Consider the following 22,123-nt stretch of genomic DNA (forward strand, 5'->3'; position numbering starts at 1 on the left):
CGGCCCGGGCGACGGCCCGGGCCCGCGGGCTCAGGCGTCGATGCCCTTGCGCGCGAGATCGACCGCGATGCCGTCCAGGACGCTGGCCAGACCCGATACGAACAGGGCGTCGAGGTCCCAGGGGTCGGCGCCCGCGCGCATCGCGCGGGCGAGGCGGGGATACGCCCCGGGTTCGAAGAGCGGGTCCCGCACGTGCTCCGAGGACCCCGCTCCCCCGCTCCCGGCGGCCCTCGCCCGCCGCTCCGCCTCCACGTCGCCGACGAGGGTCACCGCCACGCCCTGCACGTAGGAGGCGAACATGAACATGTACCGGAAGGCGTCGGCGGGTTCGAGGCCGAGCCCGTCGAAGGAGGAGAACGCGCTCTCGCTGTCCGCCGCGAGTGCCGGGCTGAAGTAGGCGCGGGTCGTCATCATGACCCTCGGCAGGATCCACGGGTGGCGGTGGTACAGCTCCCAGTCGCGGCGCGCGGCGGGTTCGAGGCCGTGCCGCCGGTTGCGCGGCGGCGAGTCGGGCAGTGGCACATCGGTCATCGCCTCCTCCACCATCAGGGTCACCAGGTCGTCCTTGGACGCCACGTGCCGGTACAGGGACATCGTGCCGGTGCCCAGCTCCATGGCGACCCGGCGCATCGACAGCGCGTCGAGCCCCTCCGCGTCCGCGACGGCGATCCCGGCCCGCACGACGCGCTCGACGGCGAGGTGCGGTGCGCCGTCGTCGCCGCCCTCCGGGACATCGGCCTCCGGGGCGTCCGCCGACGGCCCGGCCCGGCGCGCCCGGTAGGCCTCCTTCGACGCCTTCGCCGGGGAGGCCCGGATCGCCTCGGTGGTCAGCGCCGTCCTGATGGCGGGCGCCGCGGTCCTCGTCGCCACCCTGCTGCGACGCACGGCAGGATCCCCGACGGAGCACCGTGCCGGGGATCCTGCGGAAAGGCCGCGCTCCCGGGCCGCCGCGTCCTGAGCCGCCGGGCCCGCGCCGCCGCGGGTCAGACGGTGCGGCGGTTGCCCTGGTCGTCGCAGGGCAGTTGGCCGGTCGGGTCGTTGGCGTGGAAGTCCCGGTCGGCCTGCTTCTCGACCTCGGTGATCGCGGTGGGCTTGACGTCGATGATGCCGCCGAAGGGGCGGTCGACGTCGCGGATGAGGACCAGGGTGGTGGTGAGCAGGGCGGTGATCACGACGAGGGTGATCAGCTGGCCGCGGTTGTTGCGACGCGGCAGGCAGACCGCGAGCGCGACGACGGTGATCACCAGGGTGGCGAGCAGGAACCAGAGGATGGCGCTGGGGATGCTGGCGGAGGCCTGGGTGAGGCGCTCCTCGCGTTCGTCGGAGCGCTTGTTGTCGGCGGCGACCAGCATGCCGAAGACGGGCTGGCCCTGGAGTTCGGCGAAGGTCTGCCGGAAGTCGGTCGACCAGACGCTGGGCGCCGGGGACCCGTTGCCGTCCGCCATCGCCGGCCACTCCTGCTCGCGCACGGCGCGGGCATAGCAGACGGCGCCGGCCTGGAGGCGGGCGCGCTGCGCGACGGGCGCGTACTCGGCGGTCTCGACGAGCTGGTCCAGGGCGCGGGCCTCGCCGCGGGAGGCGACCTCGGCCTTGCCGTAGGAGCCGTTGGCGGTGACCAGGACGAAGGCGAGCAGCAGCACGGTGAGGGTGAGCAGCGGGCCGACGAGATCCTTGACCGCCATGCCGGAGTCGTCGTCCTCCTTGAGCAGCACGGGGCGCAGATAGCGGTTGGCGGCCAGGCCCACGAGCAGGGCGATGACGGCGACGACGATGACCAGGAGCACGGGGCGGGCCGCCTTCGGTGAAGGGGAGGGAACCTCCGGATCATCACCCGCCGCCGGCGCCGCCCCGACGACGGCCCCGTCCGCGTACGCAGGACGGGGGTGCGGGTTGCTCCACGCGGAGCAGGCGGCGGCCCGTAGTGGGCCGCCGCCCCTCGGCCTTCACTCACCACCCGGCCGCAGGTCAGCCCCCGGCAGCGGCCTCCCCCTGATCCCGTGTGTCCGCGGGTGCGGTGCCGGTGAGGCCGGCGATCATCCGGGCGTAGGCGTCCTCGGCGCGTGCGTCGAGCTCCTCGACGGGGATGCCGGTGTCGCGGGCGTAGGACTCCCGGAAGATCACGTAGCCGACCAGGGCGGAGGCGGCCATGACGTGGGCCGCCACCGCGTCGGCGTCGGGCGGCAGCGCGCCCTCGCGCTGGTCGCGCTCCAGGCTGCGGCGGGTCTGGGCGAACCGGGGCAGCGCGGCGACCCCCTCGTCGCCGTCCAGGGCGAGCAGGGCCTCCAGCCGGACCACCTCGGGCTCGGCCAGCCGGTGGCGGAACATCGCGGCCCGCCGCTCGGCGAACGGGAGTTCCCAGAACCGCGGCTCCTGTTCGGCGGCCTGACGGTCCACCAGGTCGGCGACCGAAGCCCGCAGCAGCGCCTGGCGGCTGCCGAAGTACTGGTAGATCTGCCCGTGGTTGACCCCCGCCTCGGTCGCGATCTCCCGCAGGTTCACACCCGCCAGCACGCCGTCGCGCTGCAGCAGCCGGCGCGCCGCGTCGAGCAGGTCGGCCTCGGTCTCCTGCCGGCTGCGGCGCCGCCGCCGCGGCCTGCCGGTCTCGTTCACGTCCGGCTTCTCGTCCATGGGTCGGGCTGTCTCCGTTCACCGCGATCTGCTGCCGGGGTCTTGCCCCCGTGCGGGGCCTAGCCTAAGGTCCCGCTAACAACGTTTCGTTAATAACGAAACGTTACTGAAAGTTTAGGGGCATCGCATGGCGAATCTTCCACTGGCGGGCATCCGCGTCCTCGACCTTTCCACCGTTCTCGCGGCGCCGGTCACCGCGACCTTCCTGGGCGACTTCGGCGCCGAGGTGATCAAGGTCGAGGAACCCGGGCACGGCGACTTCACCCGGGGCTCCGCCGGCGGCGGCCGCACCCCGTACTGGGCCCAGGAGGCCCGCAACAAGAAGTCCGTCACCCTGGACCTGCGCACCGCCCGCGGACAGGAACTGGCTCGCGAACTGGTCCCGCACTTCGACGTGGTGGTCACCAACTACCGGCCGTCGACCCTGGAGAAATGGGGCCTGGACCCGGACTCCCTCCGCGCCCTCGCGCCGAACGCGATCCTCGTGTACGTGACGGGCTACGGCCTGACCGGGCCCTACCGCGACCGCGGCTCCTTCGACCGGATCGCCAGCGCCTTCGCCGGACTCACCCATGTCACCGGCGACCCGGACCGGCCGCCGGTGCGCAGCGGGTACTCGACCATCGACTACATGGCCGCCTACCTCGGCGCCTTCTCCGTGGTCACCGCCCTCTACCACCGCGACACCGCGGGCGGCGGCGGCCAGGTCGTCGACCTCGCCCTCTACGAGGCGGGCTTCCGCGCCTCCGAGGACGCCCTCGCCTCGTACGCCACCACCGGCCGGGTCCGCGAGCGGCTCGGCAACCGCAACCCGCTGATCGTGCCCGCCTCCGACTTCACCACCGCCGACGGGCGCCGGCTCTCCCTGCACGCGGGGACCGATCCGCTGTTCCGCCGCCTGACCGCCCTCATGGGCCGCCCCGAACTGGCCGACGCGCCCGAGTACGCCACCAGGCTCGCGCGCAGCGAGCACGCCGACGGCCTCTACGCGATCATCGCCGAGTGGGTCGCCGGCCACACCGCCGACCACCTCTCCGAGTTGCTCAACGACGCGGGCGTGCCGGCCTCGCCGCTCATGAGCATCGCCGACATCGCCGCCGACCCGCACTACCGCGAGCGCGGCAGCCTGGTCCAGGTCGAGGACGCCGAGTTCGGCGAGCTGCCCATGCCCGCCCCCATCCCGCGGCTGTCGCGGACGCCCGGCAGCATCCGCAGCACCGGGCCCGCGCTCGGCGAGCACAACGACGAGGTCTTCGGGGACCTCCTCGGCCTCGGCCCCGCCGACGTCGAGGCGCTGCGGGCCGGGGGCGTGATCTGATGAGACCGGCCGAAGCAGCGGCACTCGGCGCCCGCCTCGACCGGCTTCCGCTCGGCACGTTCCACCGCCGACTCGTCCTGGCCCTGGCCGGGATGATCCTCTTCGAGTGGGTCGAGACCTACTCCTTCGCGTTCGTCGCACCCGCCCTGCGCGCCCAGTGGGGCCTGTCCCTGGGCAACATCGCCGCCATCGCCGGCGTCGCCTCGCTCGGCGCCTTCTCCGGCGGCATCCTCGCCGGACGGCTCGCCGACCGTGCCGGACGCCGGCGCACCATGCTCGTCTTCGTCACCGTCTACTGCGCGGCGACCCTCCTGTGCGTCCTCGCCCAGAACCCCTGGCAGCTCGTCGCGGCACGGTTCGCCGCCCACTTCGGCACCCAGGGCATGTCGGTGGTGGCCATCGTCGTCCTGACCGAGTTCGTCCCGGCCGCCCACCGGGGGCGGTTGCAGACGTACAAGGTGGTCATCGGCTCGCTCGGCATCCCGGTCGCCGGCTGGGCGGGCTACCTGCTCGTCCCGCACGCGGACTGGGGCTGGCGGGCGGTCTTCGCGCTCGGGCTGTTCGGGGGCGTCTTCGCCTGGCTGATCCGCCGCTGGGTGCCCGAGAGCCCGCGCTGGCTGGCCGCCGGCGGCGACCTCGCGCGCGCCGAGGCGATCGTCCGTCAGGTCGAGCGCCAGTGCGGGGTGGCCGCGCCCGAGCCCGGACCCGAGCCTGCGGCGGCCGCCGCGGTGACGCCCCCGCCCGCGCCCCCGCGCCTGCGGGACCTGCTGGACGGCGCCCACCGCCGCACCTTCCTCATCGTCGCGGCGATGTGGACGAGCGGACTGCTCGCGTACTCCGCCTTCCAGACCTGGACGCCCACCCTCCTGTCGGAGAACGGCCTCGAACTCGACGACACCCTCCTGATGTCGGCCGTCCTCGCCACCGCGGCCCCGCTCGGCGCCCTGCTCTCCGCACCGCTCATCGACCGCTGGGACCGGCGCGCCGGCCAGTTCGGCCTCGGCCTGCTGACCGCGCTCGCCCTGCTGTGCTTCGCCTTCGTCCGGGAACCGGCCGCCGTGCTCGTCCTCGGCTGCACCGTCAACCTGCTGTTCCAGATGGCCGTCCCGTTCCTCCAGGTGTACTCCGCCGAGGTCTTCCCCACCCGGATCCGCGCCCTCGGCTCCGGTACGGCCAACGCCCTGTCCCGGGTGGTCAACCTCGGCGCCCCCGCGCTGATCGCCGCCCTGTACAGCGGGATCGGCTACACCGCCGTCTTCGTCCTGCTGGCCGGCCTCGCCGTCGCGGGCGGCGCCATCGCCGTCACCCTCGGACCCCGCACGACCGGAATCAGCCTCGAAGCCGCCGTCACCCCCCACGACTCCCCCGCCCCGAACCCCGCCACCCCCCACCCCCGACCGGGAGCACACCACCCATGACCGGCACCACCGACCTCTCGTACGCCTCGGCCACCGAACTCCTCGCCCTGCTGCGCAGCCGAGCCCTCTCCCCCGTGGAGCTGATGAACCACACCCTCGACCGGATCGACACCCACGACGGCGTCCTGAACAGCGTCGTGCGGCTCGACGCCGAACGCGCCCTCGCCGAGGCCGCCGACGCCGCCGGGCGGATCGCCCGCGACGAGCCCGGACTCGGCCCGCTCACCGGCCTGCCCGTCCTCGTCAAGGACGGCGAGGACGTCGCCGGCCTGCCGACCAGCCACGGCACCCGCGCCTTCCGGGACAACCCGCCCGCCGAGCGCGACTCCCTGCACGTCGCCCGGCTGCGCGTGGCGGGCGCGATCATCATCGGCAAGACCAACATGCCGCCCATGGGCGCGGGCGTCCACACCGCCAACGAGGCGTTCGGCACCAGCCGCAACCCCTGGAACACCGCGCTGTCCCCGGGCGGCTCCAGCGGCGGCTCGGCGGCGGCCGTCGCCGCCGGACTGGTCGCCCTCGCCACCGCCGGCGACGGCGGCGGCTCCACCCGCATCCCCGCCGCCCTGTGCGGGACCGTCGGGCTCAAGCCGAGCCGGGGCCGCATCCCCCAGGGCCCGGCCCGCAGCACGCACTGGCCGCGCAACACCGTCCTCGGCTGCGTCACCCGCACCGTGCGGGACACCGCGCTCCACCTCGACGTCGCCGCCGGGCACCACCCGGCCGACCCCTTCTCCCTGCCCGCCCCCGCCGTCCCGTACCTCGACGCCCTCGACCGGCCCGCCGAGGGCCTGCGGGAGATCCGCATCCGCGTCATGCGCACGTTCGGCGTCGCCCGGCCCGCGCCCGAACAGCTCGCCGCCCTCGAACGGACCGTCAGCACCCTCTGGGACCTCGGCTTCCGGGTCGTGGAGGCCGACGCGCCGCTGCCCGGTGCCGACGACTTCACCTCCCTCATCCAGCTCCGGCAGAAGGTCCTCGCCCGCGCCCGGCTCACCGGCGCCCTGGACACCTTCACCACCCGCCCGCAGGACTTCGAGCCCTGGTTCGCCGCCGCCCTGGACCAGGGACGCTCGGTCACGATCGAGGAACTCGCCCGCTACTGGGAGCACCGCGCCCGCCTCGACCGATGGGCCGCCGGACTGTTCACCGACCACGACCTGCTGCTCACCCCGACCGTCCCCACCACCGCCTGGCCGGCGGAGGGCCCCGACATCGAAACGGCCATCCGCGAGCGGACCGTCCCGATCGCCTACACCTGCGTCTTCAACGACACCGGACACCCCGCCCTCACCGTCCCCGTCGCCCCGGCCGACGGCTCCGCGGGGCTGCCCCTCGCCGTCCAGCTCGTCGCCCCCCACCACCGCGAGGACCTCCTGCTCGGCGTCGGAGCCCTGCTGGAGGCGGCGGGAAGGGCCCGCCACCCCGTCCTGTGAGTCACCCGCGCGGACCGGACCACCCGAACGCCCCGTCCCGGCGGCGCCGTCCGCCGGGTGCCACACCCGGCGGACTCGGGCGTCCGCCGACCGCGGCCGACCGGGTGCACGGCGGGTGTCGCGTCGTGGGCCGGCCGGGCGTACCCGTCCGGCGCCGACGCGACGCCTGCCGCCGGTGGCCCGAATGCCGGGTTTCACTGGTCGCCGACGTCTCCGTGCGCGGGTGCACGGTGCCGCGGTGCGCGGTTTCGCGGGTGTTCGGGTGCGAGGAGGCTTGCGGATGGGTGCGCCGGAGCTGAGCCGGGTCGATCTCAGGTCGTCGCTGGTGGCGCCCGCGGCGGCGTCCGAGCGGATCGGACTGGAGATCGAGAGCGGCGTCGTCGACCCGCGGACCGGTCTCGCCGCTCCCTACCGGGGAGCCGGAGGGATGCGGGCCGTCCTGGAGGCCGTGCTGGCGGAGTGGGACGGCAAGGCCCTGTTCGACGAGGGAGAACTGACCGGGGTCGAACTGGCCGCCGGAGGCCTGATCGGGCTCGAACACGGCGGCCAGCTGGAGTACTCGGCGCCTCCGGCGGCCGATGTGGCCACGGCGGTGGACGACGTACGCCTCACCCTCCTCCGGTTGTCCGAGCTCCTCCGCCGCTTCGATCTCGCACTCCTTCCGGGCGCGCACCTGCCGTTCGACCGGATCGAGACCGTCCCCTGGGCTCCCCTGAGCCGTAGCCCGCTGATGCGCGGCCACTTCGCCGGCCTCGGCGAGTCGGGCAGTGGAGGAGCGAGGATCCTGTCGATGTCGACGTGCACGCAGGTGCACCTCGACCACCTCTCCGAGGACGACTTCACACAGAAGCTGCGGATGCAGGCGGCCGCGTCACCGGTGGTCGCCGCGCTGCTCGTCAACTCACCGCTGAACAGAGGACGGCTCGACGGGCTGCTCTCGCACCGGTCCCGGAACTGGCTGCTGACCGATCCGCGGCGCTGCGGCCTCGTGCGACCGGCCCTGCGCGAGGACGTGGGCGTCGACGACGTCGTCGACTGGGCGCTGCGCATCCCCATGATCTACTACCAGGACGCGGCGGGAGGACTCCGACCCGCCCCCGACCGGCCGTTCGCCTCGCTCCTCCGGGACGGGTTCGACGACGGCACCCGGCCCCTCCTCGGCCACTGGACCGCCCATCTGTCCCAGATCTGGACGCACGTCAGGGTCCGCCGCACCCTCGAACTGCGCGCGGCGGACGGTCCCGCCCACCAGAACCTCCAGGTCCTCCCGGCGCTGTGGACGGGGCTGAGCTATCACGCCCCGTCCCGGGCCGCGGCCTGGGAGCTGCTGCGGCACTACACCGTGGCGCAGCTGCAGGCGACGACGACCAGGTTCCCGGCCGAGGGGCTGCGCACCACGCTCGGCGGCGACCGCGTGCGCGAACTCGCGGGCGAACTCGTCCGGCTGGCCCGCGAGGGACTGCGGGCCCGGGTCGCCGCCGGGCTGGAGCGCCCCGAGGTTCCGGCCTACCTCGACCCGTTGGACGAGGTGCTGCACACCGGCAGGACCTTCGCCGAGCAGTGCGCCGAGCGCTGGGAGACGGATCTGCGGCAGGACCCCCGCCGCTACGTCGCGCACTTCCGCGTCTGACCGGACGATCCGGTGCCGGGGGAAGGTCTCGAACCTCCACGCCCCCTGGGGGGCACCTGACCACGTGGATCAGGCGCGTCTGCCACTTCCGCCACCCCGGCCCGTCGAACTCTGACGGGAATAACGCTAACAGCACATCCGATGGCACGGAAGAATTCACCGTAGATCAAATATCGGATGGCCGGAAACCGCCGCTCCGGAGATCAATTCCCGAACACAAGATCCTCATTCCGCTTTTATCATCCGCCGCACCCCCTTGCCGCGCCCCGGACCCCGCCGTACGCTCGGCCCGTTGGTTCCCTTGTGTTCCCTTGCCGACAGGGGGAAGATCCGGTGCCTGATCAGCGATCGGTTTTCTTGAGTTATCCGCCGGCCTCCAGCATCTGGCACCTGCCCATGGGAATTGCCTACCTCGCTGCGATCCTCGAAGAACGCGGCCACCGGGTCGTCCAGCACTACGGCTACATCGAAGCCGTGGAGCACGTCCTGCGCGAGCGGGGCGGCGGCCCGGTCGACGAGGCCCTGCGGACCGTCCGCGATCCCCACGCCTCGATCCTGCGGCGCCACGACGCCCGCCGCCTGTTCGAAGAGGTCTCGGCGAGCACGTCCTCGACGTTGGAGGACTTCGCCGTCGAACGCAACAACGTGAGGTGCGACTCGCGGCACTTCAAGGGCGACGTCGGCGAGCTGCGGTGGGTCCTGGAGCACCGCGAGGAACACGTCTTCCACGACTACTTCGCCGACGCCGAGCTGGCCCGGATCCGCGCCACCGGCGCCGACGTGGTCGGCATCAGCGTCGCCGACGAGCGGCAGCTGGTGAGTGCCTGCGTGCTGGCGAGCCTCGTCCGCGAGCAGTTGCCGCACGTCCGGCTGTTCATGGGCGGGAACTACTGGGCCCGCACCATGGACGCCTACCACGACCCCCGGTTCGCGGGCCTGTTCGACCACTGGGACGCCGTCGTCTACGCCGAGGGCTTCCGGCCCGTGGTCGAGCTGGTCGAAGGCGCCGCACCGGCCGCTGTTCCCGGCGTGGTGTGGCGCGACGGCGACACCGTGCGGATCAATCCGCGCACCCCCGCCCCCGTCGACTACGAGTCACTGCCCACGCCGGTCTTCGACCGCGGCATCCGGCAGTGGAGCCCGGACTTCGTACCGCCGCTCTACACGATGTCCAACTGCCCGATGCGCTGCGGGTTCTGCTCGATAGCGGCCGGCAGCGACAGCTTCCTGCACAAACCGCGGGTGATGTCCGAGCGGCGCGTCGCCGAGCACATCGCCGCACTCGGCGTGGAACGCGTCGACTTCGTCGACGAATACCTCACCATCCCCAGGCAGCTCAGAATCGGACGGGAACTCGCCCGCATCGGCCACCGGGCCACCTGGCAGTGCTACCTGACCGCCAGTGACCAATTACTGAAACCGGAAACCTGCCGGGCGCTGGCCGACGCCGGGTGCAGCGCCGTGCAACTCGGCCTGGAATCCCTCGATCCGGACACCCTGCGGCAGGAGGCGAAACCCTGGAACCACCCGGCCAATTACGGCCGCATTCTCCGGAACCTGCACGACGCCGGAATCCAGGTCCACGTCTTCATCATCGTCGGCGTGCCCGGTGAGCCGATCAACCGCTCACTGCGCTGGCTGCCCTTCCTGGAGGAGCACGGCGAGCACATCCTGACCATCAAGTCCGGCCGCTACCGCCTCACCCGCCGGGCCCCGGACGAACGCGCCGCCTCCCTCCACCAGTTGTCCGGGCTCCAGGTGACCGGCGAGGACCAGAAACTGCTCAACCTCAACCGCGACCAGTTCCTCTACACCTCGGGCGGGCTCAGCCGCAAGCGCGTCGAAGCCGTGCGCGACCTCCTCGAAGAGGCCTGCCGCCGGCACTGGGCCTACCAGGTCACCTCCGACGTCCCCTGGTGGACCAACCGGGGCCGCTTCACCCTGGAGCAGTTGCGCGCCGACGCCGAAGTCCTCCGGGCCCACCGCCCCGCCGAACCCTCCATCCCGGCGAGCCACCTCAAGCGCGGACTCTCCAAGGTGACCAGCGCGATCCACGACGAACTCGGCCTGCGCACCGCGCTCACCACGTACGAGGACGCCCGTGACATCGCCGCACGGCTGGACGCCGACGACGACGCCAAGGCCGGCGCGGCGGGCGCCGGCCACTGATCCGCGCGGCCGGCGCTCGGGCTCCGGCGGCAGGACGGGTGCGGCCGTTCCGGGGGCGGTTCACCCCCGGTGGCGCAGGTGGTCGATGCGGGCGAGCACCTCGTCCACGTGGGGGCGCACCCGGGCCTTCAGTCCGGGGCTCCAGGTCTCCTCCTCGTAGTGGCGGTTGAGGTACAGGTACCGGGCGTGCTCCAGGACGGGGCGGTGGTCCGGGGGGAGGCGGGCGAGGGCCCAGTCCGCGGCGGTGTCCTTGGACCTGATCTCGCCCGTGGCGAGGGTCGTCCAGATGCGGGCGAGGGTCAGCAGGACGTTGCGGGTGTCGTCGGCCAGGTCGGCGAGGAGTCCGGGGAGGCCGAGGAGGCTCGCGCGGACGAGGTCGGTGCGGGGCACGGGGTCGAGGAGGTGGCCGGGGGGTGGTCCGGTGAGGGGGTGGTCGCCGGACAGGACCACGGTGAGCGCGAGGGCCAGGTCCGGCATGGGACCGGGCTGCGGTGGGCCGCCGTCCTGGAGTTCGTCGCGCAGCCACTCGCCGAACAGGAAGTCCCCGGTCGGCGGGAACCGCCAAGGGCGGACCTCGGAGAGGACCACGACGGTGAGTTCCACCGGCCGGACGGTCGGCGAGAGGCCGGAGATCTCCAACAGGCCCTCGGTGAGCGCCCGCCGGCTCCGGTCGTCCAGGGTCCGCCGCGTGACGGCCAGGACGTCCAGGTCGCTGGCCGCCCTGAGGCCGCCGAGCACGGCGGAGCCGTGGAGGTAGGTGCCGAGGAGGTCCGGCGACAGGACGTCGCGGACGAGTCCGACGGTCTGGTCGAGTTGGTCCATCACCGCATTGTCCCCCGTGGCGCGAACCGCCGGGGCGGGCGCGGGAAATGGCCCGCGCCCGCCCCGGCGGCCTTCACCGGCGGGATCAGCCGGCCAGTTCCTCCCGCAGCCGGCGGGCGGCGGCGACCAGGCCGGCCAGGGAGGCGCGGGTCTCCGTCCAACCGCGGGTCTTCAGCCCGCAGTCGGGGTTGACCCACAGGCGCTCGGCCGGGATCGCGGCCAGGCCGGCCCGCAGGAGCGCCACGGCCTCGTCGGTACTCGGCACGCGCGGGGAGTGGATGTCCCACACGCCCGGGCCGACCTCGCGCGGGTACCCGGCCTCGGCCAGCTCCCCGGCGACCTCCATCCGGGAGCGGGCGGCCTCCAGGGAGATGACGTCCGCGTCGAGGTCGTCGATGGCCGTCATGACGGCGCCGAACTCGGCGTAGCACATGTGGGTGTGCACCTGGGTGTCGGCGCGCACCCCGGAGGTGGCGAGGCGGAAGGCCTCGGTGGCCCAGGCCAGGTACCCGGGGCGGGCGGCGGCGCGCAGCGGCAGGGTCTCGCGCAGGGCCGGCTCGTCGACCTGGACGACGGCGGCGCCGGCGGCCTCCAGGTCGCCGACCTCGTCCCGCAGGGCGAGCGCCACCTGGCGGGCGGTGTCGGCGAGCGGCTGGTCGTCGCGGACGAAGGACCAGGCGAGCATGGTGACCGGGCCGGTGAGCATGCCCTTGACCGGGCGGTGCGTCAACGACTGCGCGTACCGGAACCAGTCGACGGTCATCGGGTGCGGGCGGGAGATGTCGCCGGCCAGCACGGGCGGCCGCACGTACCGGGTGCCGTAGGACTGGACCCAGCCGTGCCGGGTGGCCAGGTAGCCGGTGAGCTGCTCGGCGAAGTACTGGACCATGTCGTTGCGCTCGGGCTCGCCGTGCACCAGGACGTCGAGCCCGGCCTTCTCCTGGTACGCGATCACCTCGCGCACCTCCGCCTCCATCCGCTCGCGGTAGGCGTCGGCGCCGATCCGGCCCGCGTTCAGATCGGCCCGGGCGAGCCGGAGTTCGGTGGTCTGCGGGAAGGACCCGATGGTGGTGGTCGGCAGCAGCGGCAGGCCGAGCCGGGCGCGCTGCGCCTCGGCGCGCACGGGGTAGGCCTGGGGGCGGCGGGTGTCGGCCTCGGTGACGGCGGCGGTGCGGGCGCGCACCGCCGGGTCGCGGGTGATCGGCGAGTTGGCCCGGGAGGCGAGGTCCGCACGGTTCGCGGCCAGGTCGGCGACGATCGACGCGGTGCCCTCGCGCAGGCCGCGGGCGAGCAGGGCGACCTCCTCGGCCTTCTGCTCGGCGAAGGCGAGCCAGCGCTGGATCTGCGGGTCGATGTCGCGTTCGGCACGGGCGTCGACGGGCACGTGCAGCAGCGAGCAGGACGGTGCCACGTCGACCCGATCGGCCAGGCCGAGCAGGGTGGCCAGGGTCGCCAGCGACCGCTCCAGGTCGTTGATCCAGATGTTGCGGCCGTCGACGACCCCCGCGACCAGGCGCTTTCCGGGCAGCCCGCCGACGGCCGCGAGGTCGTCGAGATTGGCGGCGGCCGGTCCGGTGAAGTCCAGCGCCAGGCCCTCGACAGGCGCCTTGGCCAGCACCGGAAGCGCCTCGCCGAGGCGGTCGAAGTAGCTCGCGACCAGCAGCTTGGGCCGGTCGGTGAGGGCGCCGAGGTCGCGGTAGGCGCGCGCGGCGGCGTTCAGCTCGGCCGGGGTGCGGTCCTGGACCAGTGCGGGCTCGTCCAGTTGCGCCCACTCGGCGCCGGCCGCGTGCAGGTCCGCGAGGAGTTCGGCGTAGACGGGCAGCAGCCGGTCCAGGAGCGTGATCGGCCGGAAGTCCCCGGCCACGCCGGGTGCGGGCTTGGCCAGCAGCAGGAAGGTGACCGGGCCGACCAGCACCGGCCGGGCGTCGTGACCGGCGGCGAGCGCCTCGGCCAGTTCGCCCACGGCCTTGCCGGAGTTCGCGGCGAAGGCGGTGCCCGGGCCCAACTCCGGGACGAGGTAGTGGTAGTTGGTGTCGAACCACTTGGTCATCTCCAGCGGTTCGACGTCCTGGGTGCCGCGCGCCATGGCGAAGTAGCCGTCCAGCGGGTCGGCCTCGACGGCGGCCCGGTGGCGGGCCGGGATCGCGCCGACGGCGACGGTGGTGTCGAGCACGTGGTCGTAGAGCGAGAAGTCACCGGTGGGGACCTCGTGGACGCCCGCACCGGCGAGCCGCGCCCAGTTCTCCCGGCGCAGGCCCGCGGCGGTGGCCAGCAGCGCCTCCGCCGTGACCGCGCCCTTCCAGTAGCCCTCGACCGCCTTCTTGAGTTCCCGGTTCCGGCCCTGCCGGGGATAGCCGTGCGCGGTGGCCACGGCGGCGGACTTCGTCGTCAAGGGACTCTCCTTCGCGAGTCTTGCTCCTCAAGTGCCCGGTGACGGGACGAGGACGCGAAGGGATGGCGAACCGGACGGACGCCTGCACGGCTCCGCCAGGTATGCACGCCGACCCGCCCACGAGGCCACCGGAAAGCCGCGCGCGATCGGTCGCGCACGGGCAACGGGCAGGTCTTCGGACTCGCGGGCGCACCCGCCCTGTTGAAGGGCGGACACCTACTGGCCGTCGCTTCCCAGACCCGGCCGGGCCCAGTGCGTATGACGGCGGTCGTTCCCGCTCACCGCTGCGGGGCAGTCCCGGACTGGCCGATTCAAGGCGTCACCGGGTTCCCTCTTACGACACCCCGCCTGGCGGGCGGGGTGAACCAGCTGCACCCGCCAGCCTAGGGCCATTCCCCCGGTATCCGGTCGGGGAATTGCCCAGTTGTCCGCATGTTGAGACATCGCCCGATCTGCCCGACCCGGCGCGAAGACACCGAGGCCGCCCCGCAGCGGCCGTGCGGGGCGGCCCGTGGGCCGGGGACCTACGCCGGGCCGGCCGGGTGCCCGGGTTCGAGGACGAAGACCGGGATCACGCGGCCGGCCTTCTCCTGGTACTCGGCGTACGGCGGATACGCGGCGACCGCGCGCCGCCACCACTGGTCCCGCTCCTCCCCGGCGAGCTCACGGGCCGTCATGCCCTGCCGCTCGGGGCCGTCCTGGAGGTCCACCCGCGGGTCGGCCCTGAGGTTGAAGTACCACTCCGGGTGGCTCGGGAAGCCGCCCTTCGAGGCCACCGCCGCGTACCGCCCCTGGTGCTCCACCCGCATCAGCGGGATCTTGCGGATCCTTCCGCTCTTCGCGCCGCGCATCGTGACGATCACGACCGGCAGACCGGTGTCCCGGAGCGTGGTGCCCCGGGTGCCGCCCGAACTCTCGTACAGCTCGACCTGTTCGCGGATCCACTGCGCCGGACTCGGCTCGTACTCGCCCTCAAGAGGCATCGTCATCACTCCGCTGTCGCGTACGGACTGTGCCGGACCAGTCCAGCACAGGCCTCGCGGGAAGGGGAGACGCCACTCCCGCCCCCGGCCCCGGCGCGCGGGTCAGCAGCAGCCGTCGGCGGCCGGGGCCTCCCGGTCCGGGACGGTCAGGCCGATGACCACGGGGACGGCCGTGACCGCGGGGGCGGCGCAGCAGCCGCCGGCGTCCTGGGTGTCCGGCTGGTCGTAGAGCCCGGCACCGCCGCAGACGCCGGTCTCGGGGAGGGTGAGTTCGACGCGCCGGGCGGCGTCGTGGTCGCCGGCGAGGTGGGCGGCGACGGAGCGGACCTGCTCGTAGCCGGTCATGGCGAGGAACGTCGGCGCGCGGCCGTAGGACTTCATGCCGACGAGGTGGACGTCCTGCTCGGGGTGGGAGAGCTCGGCGACGCCGTGCGGGTAGACGGTGCCGCAGGAGTGCTGATTGGGGTCGATCAGCGGCGCCAGGGCGATGGGGGCCTGGAGGCGCTCGTCGAGGCCGAGGCGCAGCTCGGACAGGAAGGTGAGGTCCGGGCGCAGGCCGGTGAGGACGATGACCTCGTCGAGGTCCTCGGCGCGGTGGCCGTCCTCGGAGACGAGGGTGAGCCTGCCTCCTTCCTGTTCGACGGCGGCGATGCGGAAGCCGGTGAGCGCGGTGGCGCGGCCGTTCTCGACCGCGGCCTTCGCGGCGAGGCCGAGGGCGCCGCGGGCGGGGAGCTGGTCGGCGGTGCCGCCGCCGAAGGTGGAGCCGGTGATGCCGCGGCGCAGGATCCAGACGGCGTGGGTGCCGGGTTCGGCCTCGGCGAGGTCGGCGAGGGCGGCCAGGGCGGTGAAGGCGGAGGCGCCGGAGCCGACGACGGCGGTGCGCCTGCCGGCGTAGCGGGCGCGGACGGCGGGGTCGCCGAGGTCGGGGATGCGGTAGGAGACGCGGTCGGCGTGGGCGTGTTCGCCGAGGGCGGGCAGGCCGTCGGAGCCGGCCGGGGCGGGGGTGTTCCAGGTGCCGGAGGCGTCGATGACGGCGGCGGCGGTGATCCGCTCCTCACGGCCGTCGGCGTGCCGGACGTGGACGGTGAACGGCTGCTCCTCGCGGCCGGAGTCGACGGCGCGGTCGCGGCCCGCGCGGGCGACGCCGGTGACGCGGGCGCCGTAGCGGACCTTGTCGCCGAGCGCGTCGGCCAGCGGCTGGAGGTACTGCCCGACCCAGTCGGCTCCGGCCGGGTAGGCGGCGGGGTCGGGGCGGGTCCAGCCGGTGGGGGCGAGGAGCTTCTCGGCGGCGGGGTCGACGAGTTCGGCCCAGGTGGAGAAGAGCCGCACGTGCCCCCACTCGCGCACCGAGGTGGCGGCGGCGGGCCCGGCTTCGAGGACCAGGGCGTCGAGACCGCGGTCGGTGAGGTGGGCGGCGGCGGCCAGGCCGATCGGGCCCGCGCCGATGACGAGGACGGGCAGGTCGGTGCCGGGGTTCATGGCGGCTTCTCCCCTACGAGGTGCGCGGGTGCGGACTTCTCCGACCCGCCTGATTCGACAAACGTCGATGTATTGGCGGTATCGACCTTGCCACTCGGATTCGACAAGTGTCAACATAGACAGATGTCGAATCTGGAGTTGCCGGTCCTTGAGCCCGACGTCGCGCCGTGCTGCCCGCCGCTGACCTCGGCGGAACTGTCCGAGGCGGACTCGGTGAGGATGGCGGCGATGTTCAAGGCCCTGTCGGACCCGGTGCGGCTGCGGCTGTTCTCCAAGGTCGCCTCGCACGAGGGCGGGGAGGCGTGCGTCTGCGACATCCAGGACGTCGGCGTCTCGCAGCCGACCGTCTCGCACCACCTGAAGAAGCTGCGCGAGGCCGGCCTGCTGGCCTCCGAGCGGCGCGGCACCTGGGTGTACTACCGGGTCGAGCCGTCCGTGGTGGCCGGCATGGCCGCCCTGCTCGACCTCAGCCGCTGACCCGGGAGCCGAGGGAAGTCCCCGTGCCGCGCACCGCGACCGCCGTCGTCCCGATGGTGCCCGAGCACGCCGGGCAGGTCCTGGCCGTCTACCGGGCCGGTATCGAGGAGGGCAACGCCACCTTCGAGACCACCGCGCCCACCTGGGAGGTCTTCGACGCCGCACGGCTGCCGGAGCACCGCTACGTCGCGCTCGGCACGGACGGCCGGGTGCTGGGCTGGGCCGCGGTGAGCGCGGTCTCGGCCCGGCCGGCCTACGCCGGGGTGGTCGAGCACTCCGTCTACGTCCACCCCGGCGCCCGTGGCAGGGGCGTCGCCGGCCGGCTGCTGGGGGCGCTGGTGGCCTCCACCGAGGGGGCCGGGATCTGGACGATCCAGTCCTCGGTCTTCCCCGAGAACGCCGCCAGCCTCGCGCTGCACGCCCGCGCCGGGTTCCGCGTCATCGGCACCCGCGAGCGCGTCGCCCGCCACCACGGCGTGTGGCGCGACACGGTTCTGATCGAGCGCCGCAGCCGCGTCGCCGGCTGAGCCGCGACGCGTCCGGGCGTACGGGTCAGGGCGCGGGCCGGAACCTCCCTCGCCAGGCGAGGGAGACGTAGACCAGGACGACCAGCACCGGCACCTCGATGAGCGGGCCGACGACGCCCGACAGGGCCTGGCCGGAGGTGACCCCGAACGTCCCGATGGCGACCGCGATGGCGAGTTCGAAGTTGTTGCCCGCGGCGGTGAAGGCCAGAGTGGCGGTGCGGTCGTAGGCGAGTCCGATGGCCTTGCCGAGGGCGAAGGTGCCGAACCACATGATCGCGAAGTAGGCGAGCAGCGGCAGGGCGATCCGCGCGACGTCCAGCGGCCGGGAGGTGATGGTCCTCCCCTGGAGGGCGAAAAGGATCACGATCGTGAACAGCAGCCCGTACAGGGCCCAGGGGCCGATCCTCGGCAGGAGGTTCCGCTCGTAGCGCTCCCGGCCCAACCTCTTCTCGCCGAGGCGGCGGGTGAGGAAGCCCGCCAGCAGTGGGACGCCGAGGAAGACGACGACGTTCAGCGCGATCCGCCCCAGGGAGACGTCCAGGTGCTGTCCGTCGCCGAGGCCGAGCCGGCCGGGCAGCAGGTCCAGGTAGAACCAGCCGAGCAGGCCGAACGCGAGCACCTGGAACACCGAGTTCAGGGCCACCAGGACGGCGGCGGCCTCCCGGTCGCCGCAGGCGAGGTCGTTCCAGATGACGACCATGGCGATGCAGCGCGCCAGCCCGACGATGATCAGCCCGGTGCGGTACTCGGGCAGGTCCGGAAGGAAGATCCAGGCGAGGGCGAACATCACGGCCGGGCCGACGATCCAGTTGACCACCAGCGAGGAGGCCATCAGCCTGCGGTCGCCGGTGACGGCGTCGAGCCGGTCGTAGCGGACCTTCGCCAGCACCGGGTACATCATCACCAGCAGGCCGAGCGCGATCGGCAGGGAGATCCCGCCGATCTCGACCCTCGCCAGCGCGCCGTTCAGGCCGGGGATCAGCCGGCCGAGCCCGAGGCCGACCGCCATCGCGGCCAGGATCCACACCGCGAGGAAGCGGTCGAGGGTGGACAGCTTGGCGGCGACCGAGGACTGCTCGGCCGCCTCCGGAGCGGGGGCGGGCGCGGCGGCGGCCACTAGCAGGACCTCTTCGTGTCGGCGTTGGCGCGGGCGGTGGCGGCGAGGGCGGCGAACCCGCCCGACAGGCTCTCCAGGACCTCCGGCCGCAGCCGGTAGTACGTGAACCGGCCGCACGGCTCGGTGTCCACCACCCCGGCCTCGCGCAGCACCTTCAGGTGGTTGGACAGGTTCGTCTGGCGCGCGCCGGTCTCCTCCACCAGGTGGGTGGTGCACAGGGTCTCGCGGGCGAGCAGGGTCACGATCCGGAGCCTGAGCGGGTCGGCCAGCACCCGCAACAGTTCAGCGTCGACTGACATCAGCATGGACTGATAATGTCACACCGGTCGAGGCCGCCACCGGAACGAAGGACCCGCCCACCGATGACCACCGCGCCGCTCGCCTCCGTCCTCTTCGTCTGCGTCCACAACGCCGGCCGCTCCCAGATGGCCGCGGGCTTCCTCGCCCACCTCGCAGGGGACCGCGTCGAGGTCCGCTCCGCCGGCTCCGCCCCCGGCCGCGAGGTCAACCCGGCCGCCGTCGCCGCCATGGCCGAGGCCGGCATCGACATCTCCGACCAGCGCCCGAAGATCCTCACCCTTGATGCCGTCCGGTCCTCCGACTACGTCATCACCATGGGCTGCGGCGACGCCTGCCCCTACTTCCCCGGCAAGCACTACCGCGACTGGACGCTCGACGACCCGGCCGGCCAGGGCGTCGAGGCCGTCCGCCCGATCCGCGACGAGATCGAACGCCTGGTGCGCGACCTGCTCGCCGAGCTCGGCATCCACTGAGCCCGGCGACCCCGGGGGCGGCGTCGGATCAGACACGCCCCGCCGCGGGTTCCTCCGCTCCCGGGTGCGCCGCGGCGGTCTCGACGGCGAAGGCGTGCAGCAGGTCGTGCAGCCGGTAGTGCTCGGGACGGTCCTGGATCAGCAGGTTCTCGTCGACCAGCGACTCCAGTGCCTCGCGCGCGCAGGCCGGCGGGAGGGCGGCGAGTTCGGCGGTGGAGTGCGCGGTGTAGTCGCGGCCCGGGTGGACGGCGAGCAGCCGGAGGAACCGCCGGGCCGGTTCCGGCAGGCCCCGGTAGGAGTGGTCGAAGGCCGTGTGCAGCGAGCGGTCGCCCGCCACGAGGGCGCGGATGCCGCCGTGTTCGAGATGGTCGGCCAGGTCGGGCAGGCCCCAGGCGGGGCGGGCGCGCAGCCGGGAGGCGGCGAGGGCGAGGGCGAGCGGGAGGCGGCCGCAGAGGCGGGTGATGCGTTCCGCGGCGTCCTCGGCGGCGGCGACCCGGTCGGCGCCGACGGTGGCGGCCAGCAGGGAGACGGCCTCCGGCGGGCTGAGCGGATCGAGCGGCAGGGCGCTCGCGCCGTCCAGGCCGGCCAGCCGGCGGCGGCTGGTGACCAGGACCAGGCAGCCCGGCCCGGCCGGCACGAGCGGCCGGACCTGTGGTTCGCCGGCGGCGTTGTCGAGCAGCAGCAGTGCCTCGCGGCCGTGCAGGCGGTCGCGGAACAGGGCGGCGCGGGCGTCCAGTCCGGCCGGGACCCGGGACTCGTCCACGCCGAGGGCGCGCAGCAGTCCCTCCAGCACGTCGGACGGGTCGAGGGGGCGGTGGTCCCGGGAGAAGCCGCGCAGGTTGACGTAGAGCTGGAGCTGGCTGAACCGGCCGGCGCGGGCGAGTTCGTGGGCCGCGCGGACGGCGAGCCTGGTCTTGCCGACGCCGGCCATCCCCTCGATCACGGTGACCTGGACGGTGGCGGGGGAACCGGCGGGTCCGGTGGCCGCGTCCAGCAGGGCCGCGAGTTCGGCGCCGCGTCCGGTGAAGGTCGCCAGGTCGGCGGGGAGTTGGCGCAGCACGGTGACCGGCGCCGGGCCGGCCGGGGAACGGCGAGCCGGTTCCGCGGGGGCGGGCCCTCGGCGTGGGCCCCGAGGGGGCTCGGCGCCGCCCGCTCCGAGTACCCGCTGGTGCACGGCGGCGATCTGCGGGCCGGGTTCGATGCCGAGATCGGCGGCGAGCGCGGCGCGCACCCGGCGGTAGACCGCCAGTGCCTCGGCGCGCCGCCCGGCGGCGGCCAGGGCCTCGATCAGCAGGGCGTGCACGCCCTCCCGGTGCGGTTCCTCCGCGCCGAGCCGGCGCAGTCCCCGGATCGCCTCGGCGGTGCGGCCGAGCCGCAGGTCGGCGTGGGCCGCGAGCTCGGTGAGCTCGATGCGGGCCTCCAGCCAGCCCGGTACCTCGTCGCGGTGCAGCGGATCCGACGGCACGTCGGACAGCGGCACTCCGCGCCACAGTTCCAGGGCGGCGGCGGCCGAGCGGGAGACGGTCTGCCAGTCCTCGCGCCGGGCGGCGCCGCGGGCGGACTCGCCCTTCGCGGTGAAGATGGTGGCGTCCAGTTCGGTGTGCGGGTCCAGGCCGATCCGGTAGCCGGATCCGGTGGTCTCGACCCGCTCGGCCGCCTCTCCCAGTAATCGGCGCAGCCGTAGGACATGGCTGCGCAGGGTGGTGGTGGCGGCGCGCGGCGGCCGGTTGCTCCAGACGGCGTCGGCCAGTTCGTCCACGCCGACCGTCTGGTTGGGACGGCAGAGCAGGCTCGCCAGCAGGGTCCGGACCCGGGACGGCACCTTGACCGCGGCTCCGGCGACGCGGATCTCCAGGGGCCCCAGGAGGCCGAACCAAATCGCTTCACCCACCGTATCTCCCCAAGATCTGCACGGTTGCGGCTGCGATTGAACCCATATTGAACACGTCCAGTCAAGGAGTGACGCATAACGAACACCTTTGAACAGGACTTGCACGCGGGTTCCATCCGGCTTGAACGCGGGTCCGTCAGGCTGTCGGCGTTGATCGCGTCAAAGATCGTCCGCCGCCCGCCGATTGGTGATGATCCCGTTGCTTGATCTGGAAGAGATAACCGCGAGATTCCAAGCGATCGCCGACTACGCCCGCACCGGCAAGGTCAACCACCGCTGGCTGGGCGCCCTGCCCGGCCAGGTGGCGGCCCTGGCCCGGGAGTGGGAGCTGGAGATCGGCACCGACGTCGAGACCGACTTCACCTCGGGGGTCTCCTCCGTGGTGCTGGCCTGCACCGGACCGCGCGGTGCGACGAGCCTGAAGCTCGCCGCCGACTCCTACGCGCTGGCCGAAGAGGTCGCGATGCTCCACCAGTTCGCGCCCAGCGGGCGGGTGCCGGAGGTGCTCGCCACCGCCCGCGGCGCCGCCCTGCTGGAGGCCGTGCACCCCGGCACCCCGGTGGAGGACCTGCCCGAGCAGCCCGGCCCGGCCGAGTACGCGCGCTTCCTCGACGAACTGCACGCGGCCGGCGACCCCGATGCCGCGCCGCGCCGGATCACCGACTGGCTGGAACTGATGTACGGCTGGACCGAGCGCGGCGGCCTGGACTGCGCCGCCTCCCGCCGGATCTCCGCCGAACTGCTCGCCGACCCGGCCGACCGGGTCCTGCTCCACGGCGACCTGCACCTGGGCAACGTCCTGGCCTGCGCCGCCCGGGGCCTGGTCGCCCGCAGCCCGATCGCCTGCGCCGGCGAGCGCTGCTTCGACGCCGCCGACTACGTCCTGGAGGGCCGCGACCGGTCCGTCATGGTGTGGCGGCGCGACGAACTCGCCCGCGCGGCGGGGCTGGACGTCGACCGGCTGGACGCCTGGTGCCGGGCGATGGCCCCGCTCGGCGCGTCCCGCTCCCCCGTCCCCGAGCGGGTCACCGAACTGCTCGCGTTCGGGCGCGGTGAGTACTGA

Annotated in this window: 19 protein-coding genes, 1 tRNA gene and 1 riboswitch; of the genes, 9 read left to right on the forward strand and 11 right to left on the reverse strand. The window is 73.7% G+C overall.

Annotation, left to right across the window (positions count from 1 at the left end; genetic code table 11):
- Window positions 1-30: 30 nt before the first annotated feature.
- The 3 genes from ACFZBX_RS20120 to ACFZBX_RS20130 form a co-directional block, all read right to left on the reverse strand.
- On the reverse strand, window positions 31-885 hold the full coding sequence (locus ACFZBX_RS20120) for a TetR/AcrR family transcriptional regulator (protein ID WP_391535102.1): 855 nt from the start codon (window positions 883-885) through the stop codon (window positions 31-33).
- A gap of 98 nt (window positions 886-983) precedes the next feature.
- Window positions 984-1,784, reverse strand: coding sequence for a hypothetical protein (locus ACFZBX_RS20125; protein WP_391535103.1), 801 nt, complete (start codon window positions 1,782-1,784; stop codon window positions 984-986).
- 181 nt (window positions 1,785-1,965) lie between these two features.
- On the reverse strand, window positions 1,966-2,628 hold the full coding sequence (locus ACFZBX_RS20130) for a TetR/AcrR family transcriptional regulator (protein WP_391535104.1): 663 nt from the start codon (window positions 2,626-2,628) through the stop codon (window positions 1,966-1,968).
- A 127-nt stretch (window positions 2,629-2,755) separates the two neighbouring features.
- On the opposite strand from ACFZBX_RS20130, the gene ACFZBX_RS20135 reads away from it, so the two are divergent.
- The 4 genes from ACFZBX_RS20135 (at window position 2,756) to ACFZBX_RS20150 (ending at window position 8,430) form a co-directional block, all read left to right on the forward strand.
- Window positions 2,756-3,946, forward strand: a complete 1,191-nt coding sequence (locus tag ACFZBX_RS20135) for a CaiB/BaiF CoA transferase family protein (protein WP_391535105.1) — start codon at window positions 2,756-2,758, stop codon at window positions 3,944-3,946.
- A complete protein-coding gene (locus tag ACFZBX_RS20140; protein ID WP_391535106.1) occupies window positions 3,946-5,364 on the forward strand; it encodes an MFS transporter in 1,419 nt (472 codons plus the stop codon). Before ACFZBX_RS20135 ends, ACFZBX_RS20140 begins: the two co-directional genes overlap by 1 nt.
- On the forward strand, window positions 5,361-6,800 hold the full coding sequence (locus ACFZBX_RS20145) for an amidase (protein WP_391535107.1): 1,440 nt from the start codon (window positions 5,361-5,363) through the stop codon (window positions 6,798-6,800). Before ACFZBX_RS20140 ends, ACFZBX_RS20145 begins: the two co-directional genes overlap by 4 nt.
- A gap of 280 nt (window positions 6,801-7,080) precedes the next feature.
- Complete coding sequence (locus tag ACFZBX_RS20150; RefSeq protein WP_391535108.1) at window positions 7,081-8,430, forward strand: glutamate-cysteine ligase family protein; 1,350 nt, start codon at window positions 7,081-7,083, stop codon at window positions 8,428-8,430.
- A 13-nt stretch (window positions 8,431-8,443) separates the two neighbouring features.
- On the opposite strand, the gene ACFZBX_RS20155 is transcribed toward ACFZBX_RS20150, so the two are convergent.
- Window positions 8,444-8,531, reverse strand: a tRNA-Trp gene (locus ACFZBX_RS20155).
- A 295-nt stretch (window positions 8,532-8,826) separates the two neighbouring features.
- Here ACFZBX_RS20155 and ACFZBX_RS20160 point away from each other — a divergent pair.
- The gene (locus tag ACFZBX_RS20160) at window positions 8,827-10,599 is read left to right on the forward strand and encodes a B12-binding domain-containing radical SAM protein (RefSeq protein ID WP_391535109.1); all 1,773 of its coding nucleotides are present in this window, start codon (window positions 8,827-8,829) and stop codon (window positions 10,597-10,599) included.
- Between the two features lie 60 nt (window positions 10,600-10,659).
- On the opposite strand, the gene ACFZBX_RS20165 is transcribed toward ACFZBX_RS20160, so the two are convergent.
- The 4 genes from ACFZBX_RS20165 to ACFZBX_RS20180 all read right to left on the reverse strand — a co-directional run bounded on the left by ACFZBX_RS20165 (window position 10,660) and on the right by ACFZBX_RS20180 (window position 16,275).
- Complete coding sequence (locus ACFZBX_RS20165; protein WP_391535110.1) at window positions 10,660-11,421, reverse strand: aminoglycoside adenylyltransferase family protein; 762 nt, start codon at window positions 11,419-11,421, stop codon at window positions 10,660-10,662.
- An 85-nt stretch (window positions 11,422-11,506) separates the two neighbouring features.
- A complete protein-coding gene (gene metE, locus ACFZBX_RS20170; protein WP_391535111.1) occupies window positions 11,507-13,813 on the reverse strand; it encodes a 5-methyltetrahydropteroyltriglutamate--homocysteine S-methyltransferase in 2,307 nt (768 codons plus the stop codon).
- A gap of 169 nt (window positions 13,814-13,982) precedes the next feature.
- Window positions 13,983-14,150: riboswitch (cobalamin riboswitch) on the reverse strand.
- A 187-nt stretch (window positions 14,151-14,337) separates the two neighbouring features.
- Window positions 14,338-14,796, reverse strand: coding sequence for a nitroreductase family deazaflavin-dependent oxidoreductase (locus ACFZBX_RS20175; protein ID WP_391535219.1), 459 nt, complete (start codon window positions 14,794-14,796; stop codon window positions 14,338-14,340).
- Window positions 14,797-14,898: 102 nt separating this feature from the next.
- Window positions 14,899-16,275 carry an FAD-dependent oxidoreductase gene (locus ACFZBX_RS20180; protein WP_391535112.1) on the reverse strand — a complete coding sequence of 459 codons (1,377 nt, stop codon included), beginning with the start codon at window positions 16,273-16,275 and terminating at the stop codon, window positions 14,899-14,901.
- Window positions 16,276-16,398: 123 nt separating this feature from the next.
- Here ACFZBX_RS20180 and ACFZBX_RS20185 point away from each other — a divergent pair, with 123 nt between their 5' ends.
- Window positions 16,399-16,752 (forward strand): ArsR/SmtB family transcription factor, encoded by a 354-nt coding sequence (locus ACFZBX_RS20185; RefSeq protein ID WP_391535113.1) that lies wholly within the window; start codon window positions 16,399-16,401, stop codon window positions 16,750-16,752.
- A gap of 53 nt (window positions 16,753-16,805) precedes the next feature.
- A complete protein-coding gene (locus ACFZBX_RS20190) occupies window positions 16,806-17,279 on the forward strand; it encodes a GNAT family N-acetyltransferase (RefSeq protein WP_391535220.1) in 474 nt (157 codons plus the stop codon).
- A gap of 25 nt (window positions 17,280-17,304) precedes the next feature.
- Here the strand turns inward: ACFZBX_RS20190 and arsB are convergent, their stop codons facing one another.
- Together arsB and ACFZBX_RS20200 are read right to left on the reverse strand one after the other, a co-directional pair.
- The gene (gene arsB, locus ACFZBX_RS20195; RefSeq protein WP_391535114.1) at window positions 17,305-18,396 is read right to left on the reverse strand and encodes an ACR3 family arsenite efflux transporter; all 1,092 of its coding nucleotides are present in this window, start codon (window positions 18,394-18,396) and stop codon (window positions 17,305-17,307) included.
- Window positions 18,396-18,701 (reverse strand): ArsR/SmtB family transcription factor, encoded by a 306-nt coding sequence (locus tag ACFZBX_RS20200; RefSeq protein ID WP_391535115.1) that lies wholly within the window; start codon window positions 18,699-18,701, stop codon window positions 18,396-18,398. Before ACFZBX_RS20200 ends, arsB begins: the two co-directional genes overlap by 1 nt.
- 57 nt (window positions 18,702-18,758) lie before the next feature.
- Here ACFZBX_RS20200 and ACFZBX_RS20205 point away from each other — a divergent pair, with 57 nt between their 5' ends.
- Window positions 18,759-19,169: an arsenate reductase ArsC gene (locus ACFZBX_RS20205; protein ID WP_391535116.1), complete on the forward strand. Its 411-nt coding sequence runs from the start codon at window positions 18,759-18,761 to the stop codon at window positions 19,167-19,169.
- A 28-nt stretch (window positions 19,170-19,197) separates the two neighbouring features.
- Here ACFZBX_RS20205 and ACFZBX_RS20210 read toward each other — a convergent pair whose 3' ends face one another.
- Window positions 19,198-21,060: a BTAD domain-containing putative transcriptional regulator gene (locus ACFZBX_RS20210; protein WP_391535117.1), complete on the reverse strand. Its 1,863-nt coding sequence runs from the start codon at window positions 21,058-21,060 to the stop codon at window positions 19,198-19,200.
- 199 nt (window positions 21,061-21,259) lie between these two features.
- Here ACFZBX_RS20210 and ACFZBX_RS20215 point away from each other — a divergent pair, with 199 nt between their 5' ends.
- Window positions 21,260-22,123 (forward strand): aminoglycoside phosphotransferase family protein, encoded by an 864-nt coding sequence (locus tag ACFZBX_RS20215; RefSeq protein WP_391535118.1) that lies wholly within the window; start codon window positions 21,260-21,262, stop codon window positions 22,121-22,123.

This window comes from Kitasatospora sp. NPDC008115 (assembly GCF_042957205.1).
Lineage (GTDB): Bacteria > Actinomycetota > Actinomycetes > Streptomycetales > Streptomycetaceae > Kitasatospora.

Bases quoted from the DNA above. Each gene is read 5' to 3' on its own strand.
- ACFZBX_RS20130 (WP_391535104.1), bottom strand. From the start codon at position 2,628: ATGGACGAGAAGCCGGACGTGAACGAGACCGGCAGGCCGCGGCGGCGG.
- ACFZBX_RS20135 (WP_391535105.1), top strand. From the start codon at position 2,756: ATGGCGAATCTTCCACTGGCGGGCATCCGCGTCCTCGACCTTTCCACC.
- ACFZBX_RS20140 (WP_391535106.1), top strand. From the start codon at position 3,946: ATGAGACCGGCCGAAGCAGCGGCACTCGGCGCCCGCCTCGACCGGCTT.
- ACFZBX_RS20145 (WP_391535107.1), top strand. From the start codon at position 5,361: ATGACCGGCACCACCGACCTCTCGTACGCCTCGGCCACCGAACTCCTC.
- ACFZBX_RS20150 (WP_391535108.1), top strand. From the start codon at position 7,081: ATGGGTGCGCCGGAGCTGAGCCGGGTCGATCTCAGGTCGTCGCTGGTG.
- ACFZBX_RS20160 (WP_391535109.1), top strand. From the start codon at position 8,827: ATGGGAATTGCCTACCTCGCTGCGATCCTCGAAGAACGCGGCCACCGG.
- ACFZBX_RS20165 (WP_391535110.1), bottom strand. From the start codon at position 11,421: ATGGACCAACTCGACCAGACCGTCGGACTCGTCCGCGACGTCCTGTCG.
- ACFZBX_RS20175 (WP_391535219.1), bottom strand. From the start codon at position 14,796: ATGCCTCTTGAGGGCGAGTACGAGCCGAGTCCGGCGCAGTGGATCCGC.
- ACFZBX_RS20180 (WP_391535112.1), bottom strand. From the start codon at position 16,275: ATGAACCCCGGCACCGACCTGCCCGTCCTCGTCATCGGCGCGGGCCCG.
- ACFZBX_RS20185 (WP_391535113.1), top strand. From the start codon at position 16,399: ATGTCGAATCTGGAGTTGCCGGTCCTTGAGCCCGACGTCGCGCCGTGC.
- ACFZBX_RS20190 (WP_391535220.1), top strand. From the start codon at position 16,806: ATGGTGCCCGAGCACGCCGGGCAGGTCCTGGCCGTCTACCGGGCCGGT.
- ACFZBX_RS20200 (WP_391535115.1), bottom strand. From the start codon at position 18,701: ATGCTGATGTCAGTCGACGCTGAACTGTTGCGGGTGCTGGCCGACCCG.
- ACFZBX_RS20205 (WP_391535116.1), top strand. From the start codon at position 18,759: ATGACCACCGCGCCGCTCGCCTCCGTCCTCTTCGTCTGCGTCCACAAC.